General features: G+C 57.3%; 5 protein-coding genes. All 5 read left to right on the top strand.

What is annotated here, in order from left to right; all coding sequences use genetic code 11:
* Window positions 1–742 (top strand): methylaspartate ammonia-lyase (locus EN906_RS24095; protein WP_127375428.1); only part of this gene is annotated, 742 nt, incomplete at its 5' end.
* Window positions 743–757: 15 nt separating this feature from the next.
* Window positions 758–1,909 carry a CaiB/BaiF CoA-transferase family protein gene (locus EN906_RS24090; protein ID WP_127266647.1) on the top strand — a complete coding sequence of 384 codons (1,152 nt, stop codon included), beginning with the start codon at window positions 758–760 and terminating at the stop codon, window positions 1,907–1,909.
* A gap of 107 nt (window positions 1,910–2,016) precedes the next feature.
* The gene (locus EN906_RS24085) at window positions 2,017–2,931 is read left to right on the top strand and encodes a CoA ester lyase (protein WP_236383480.1); all 915 of its coding nucleotides are present in this window, start codon (window positions 2,017–2,019) and stop codon (window positions 2,929–2,931) included.
* 133 nt (window positions 2,932–3,064) lie between these two features.
* Entirely contained in the window at window positions 3,065–3,991 is a 927-nt protein-coding gene (locus EN906_RS24080; protein WP_127266646.1) for a LysR family transcriptional regulator, read from the top strand.
* A gap of 193 nt (window positions 3,992–4,184) precedes the next feature.
* A partial coding sequence (locus tag EN906_RS24075) for an aldehyde dehydrogenase family protein (protein WP_127375429.1) occupies window positions 4,185–4,499 on the top strand: 315 nt, incomplete at its 3' end.

Genomic DNA, 4,499 nt, shown 5'->3' with positions numbered 1-4,499 from the left:
AAGTGGAGATGCGCGCGAAATCAACGTTGATAAGATGATTCTGAGGGCGGTGGACGTGCTCCCCCACGGTCTGATCAACTCGCGACAAAAATTCGGGACTGGCGGTCAGACCTTCATGGAGTTCGTGAGGTGGGTCGCGAGGCGTACGCGCGAGATTGGCCGCCCCGGGTATCATCCCGTGCTGCATTTCGATGTTTATGGCTGGATCGGCCAAGAAATTGGCATGGAGCCACAAGAGATTGCTGACTTTATCTGCAGGGTTGCCGAGAGTGTTCCGGCTTTCATTCTCAATGTCGAGTCCCCGGCGGATTTTGGTTCGACCCAAGCTCAAATCGAGAACTACGCCAAGATCGTATCGATCTTGGACAGTCGGGGCTCCAGCGCCCGTATAGTTGTGGATGAACGATGCAATACGCTAGAGGATATTCGGCTCTTTGCCGAAGCGAAGGCCACGCACCTCGTTCAAATCAAGACGCCAGACGTGGGCTCAATTGCCGATACAGCGCGAGCAGTTCTGCTGTGTAAGGCGAACAAAGTAGGGGCGTATGTCGGGGGAAGTTGTACCGAGACGGATCTCTCGGCCCAGGCTACAGTCCACGTTTCGCTAGCGACCCAGGCCGACATGATGCTCGCAAAGCCCGGCATGGGTGTAGACGAGGCATTCTCCATTGTTGGGAACGAACAAAATCGGCTTCTGGCGACGCTGAACCGTCGTCGGACTCAAAACGAGCTCGTAAGATGAAAAAAGCGGTGTCGCATGCAGAACTCTCTTGAGAGGATCACTGTCGTAGCCGTGGAGCAGGCCGTGGCTGCGCCTTATGCGTCCTCTCGTCTTGCGGATGCCGGCGCGCGTGTCATCAAGATCGAAAGGCCCGAAGGAGACTTTGCCCGAAACTACGACAAGTTGGTGCGTGGGCAGAGCGCTTACTTTGTTTGGCTCAACCGGGGCAAGGAGTCGGTCTGTCTCGACTTGAGGTTGGAGGAGGACCGGGCCGTGCTCGACATCCTTATTGCCGGCGCCGACGTCTTTATCCAGAACCTGAAGCCGGGAAGCATCGAAAAATTGGGATTCGGGTCTGCTGATCTGCGTCGACAATATCCGCGCCTGATCACTTGCGACATCTCTGGGTTCGGGGACAGAGGGCCATATTCCCACTTGAAGGCTTATGATCTTATCGTCCAGGCTGAAACTGGTCTATGCGCAATTACCGGCAACAATCAAGGTCCCGCCCGTGTTGGAGTCTCGGTCTGTGACATCTCGGCGGGCATGACAGCGCACAGTGCCATTCTTCAGGCACTCTATCACCGCGAGGTCACCGGCGAGGGGACCAGTATTCAGGTATCGCTGTTCGATGCCGTCGCCGACTGGATGAACGTGCCGGTTCTGCAAAACGACTATAGTGGGTACCGCACCGTACGCGCAGGCGTGAAGCACCCGTCGCTGGCGCCGTATGGCGCGTATCGTTGTGCCGATGGCAAAGATGTCGTCTTTTCGGTTCAGAACGACCGCGAATGGGTAAATTTTTGCGAGAAGTTCCTGAAGCAGCCGGAGCTTACATGTGCACCTGGTTTCGCCGATAACATGGAGCGCCTCGATCACCGTGTGCAACTTGATGACATTATTGAACGCCGGTTTTCCCAACTATCCTGTAACGAAGCAATGCAGGAACTTGAGGTGGCCGGCCTAGCATATGGCCGGCTGCGCGAAGTGGCGGATGTTTCAAAACATCCCCATGTTCGCAGAGTTGAGGTTGAGACACCCGATGGAACGATCGAGACGATCGCGCCGGCGGCGATTTTCAACTTGGAGCGGCCATCACTGCGTCCAGTTCCAGCCCTTGGCGCCCATACCCATGCTGTCCGCGAGGAGGTTCTGAGGCGTTTGCGCGGGACGGCCGCCTCGGCATGAGCGGGTATGTCCGCAAGAGGGGTGCGGTTTTTGTTCTAAAGAGCCTACGTGCCTCGGATCATCTTTCACTGGCACCGCCTGGCTATAATCGACCGCGAAGCCTCTTTATGATAAAGGACACCTTTGTGGCCGTTGACGGCGCAATGTCTTTACCACGCTGGAGATCCCTGCTCTTCGTACCCGCTCACGTTCCGCGCTTTGTGGAGAGGGCGCATGAGCGGGGTGCAGATGGCGTCATTGTCGACCTGGAGGATTCTGTTCCCCAGGATAAAAAGAGAGAGGCGCGGCGGCAGCTTTGTGCGTCTGTGGCTAAGGTGGGCCGCAAGGGCGCGTCTGTTTTGGTCCGCGTGAATCGTAGTTTGCGCGCCTTGGCGGCAGATCTTGATGCAGCCGTCGTGGCAGGTGTTGATGCACTTGTTCTTTCAAAGACGGATTCGCCAGAGTGGGTGTCCGAAATTGCGGACGCGGTCTCAGAACTTGAACGAGAAAGAAATCTTCCGTTAGGACGTATCCGGTTTCTTGCCCAAATCGAGACCCCAGGTGCCTTGCAAAAGCTATCGGCCATTGCCTCGTCCCATCCCCGGATGGTCGCAATGGCCCTTGGCCCTGAAGACTTCAGTGCCGCTGTTGGCGGCGCGCCAGAACTTGATCTTCTCTTGACGCCAAACCTTTCTGTTCTTTTTGCCGCCCGTGCGGCCGGGTTGCTCCCGCTGGGCTTCATAGGAAGCATTGGCGCGTTCTCTGACACTCACAAACTTCGTGAGGCTGCGGAGCGTGCACGGCGGCTCGGCTTTGCTGGAGCTTTGGCGATCCATCCAAACCAGGTTGCCATCTTCAATGACGCTTTTTCGCCAAGCCCACAGGAACTCGAATGGGCCCGTCGTGTCCTCGCGGCGGAGAAAGATGCGACGGCGCAGGGCATAGGCGCATTTGCCCTGGACGGAAGGATGGTCGATCCACCTGTTATCCAAAGGGCCCGGGATATCATCGCCACGGATCCGGGCGCCGGGTTGGGCGTCTGAGGCCTCAGCGGTTGGTTACCAAACTGGAGCGACCCTACGCTAGGCGTTATGCAACTCGGCACAATTATTGCTGTCGCGCCATCGCATTTCGAGATAGATTACATCATTGCAGTCCGCCCTCGGAAGAGTACCCGTGGAAATCAGGCAGTTAAGATACTTCGTTGGCGTGGTCGAAGCAGGCAGTTTCACGAAGGCCGCTGGCTTTCTGAATGTCGCCCAGAGTGCGCTGAGCCTGCATGTGCGTCAACTGGAGGAAGGCTTCGGCACTCAGCTGCTGATACGCGACAGGACCGGTGTGAGCGTGACGGCGTCAGGAGCCAAACTGCTCGATCGCGCTCGGGCGATTCTTAAAGAAATTCGACTTACCGAGGTGGAATTGACCAACACAGCCGCTTCCCCTGCAGGGGAGGTGACTATTGGCATTCCGTCTGGAGCTGCTCGCGTCCTGAGCGGTCCGCTGCTTGAGACGGTAAGACACGAACTGCCCAAGGTGTCCCTCAAGATGGTCGAGGGTATGACGGGACCGCTAGAGGAATGGATGGCGGCTGGACGCTTCAATCTGGCGGTTCTGTACCGCACAGCAGACAGTGTGGGGCGAATGACTGTGCTAGCGCGCGAAGATCTTTGTCTGGTGGTTCCGTCCGGCGAGCCACCGTTTGAAGATGCGATAGCTCTGGCCGACCTGCATGCATTCCCCCTGGCGGTTCCCATGCGCAACAACAATGTCAGGCGTTCGGTGGCTGATGTCGTCGCGCAACACGGTTGCGCGCTGGACGTCAGGTTTGAAGTGGACTCCCTCTCAACGATCATCAACATGGTCGTAGAGGGAAAAGCGCATTCTATTCTCGCCCCGTCTGCGGTTCAGAAAGAAGCCTCCCAAGGGCTGGTCCGGACGGTCAAGATAGTCGATCCGGTGATTACCCGCTCCGTGGTGCTCGCTGTAAATCCCAAAGATGAGCGTTCTGCGGCCGTTTCTGCGGTCCGCAAGCTCATTCCGAAGGTCGCCAGAGAATTGATTGAGAGCCGGGGCTGGGTAGCATCGGCTCCTGACGCGACCTGAGAACCATCGATCTGTAAACAACGGCATGACTTCCTTGCTGTCGAAACAGATCGATCTGGATTCCAGATGGATTTAGGCACTAATCGATATTTGACCCGCTGCGACCATCGCGATGAAACTGGCTCAAGCGAGCTCAGCGGCTTCGAAAATTGAAACGGCGCTCGCATGGCCAGAATCACAAGTGGAGCCCGCGATGTCCCACGCCAGGAGCTACGAGCTCTTCATTAATGGCAAATGGCGAGCCGGTGGTAGCCGAGCCACTTTGCCGGTGATCAACCCGGCGACGGAGAAGGTATTTGCCTCAGTGGCCTCGGCTACGGTTTCAGACTTGGATGAAGCTCTTACTTCGGCAGAACGCAGCCGCAAGGCGTGGTCCTCACGACCCGCCAAAGAGCGTGGCGAGATCCTCGTCTCTGCCGCCAGCATTCTGGCTGAGAAAGCTGGCGCGGCAGCCAGGGACCTGTCGTCCGAACAGGGAAAGACGATTGCCGAAGCAACAGGAGAGTAC

This window comes from Mesorhizobium sp. M7A.F.Ca.CA.004.06.1.1, assembly GCF_003999135.1.
Taxonomy (GTDB): domain Bacteria; phylum Pseudomonadota; class Alphaproteobacteria; order Rhizobiales; family Rhizobiaceae; genus Mesorhizobium.
The sequence above is the reverse complement of the archived record's forward strand: the minus strand, read 5'-3'. Positions and strand labels throughout refer to the sequence as shown.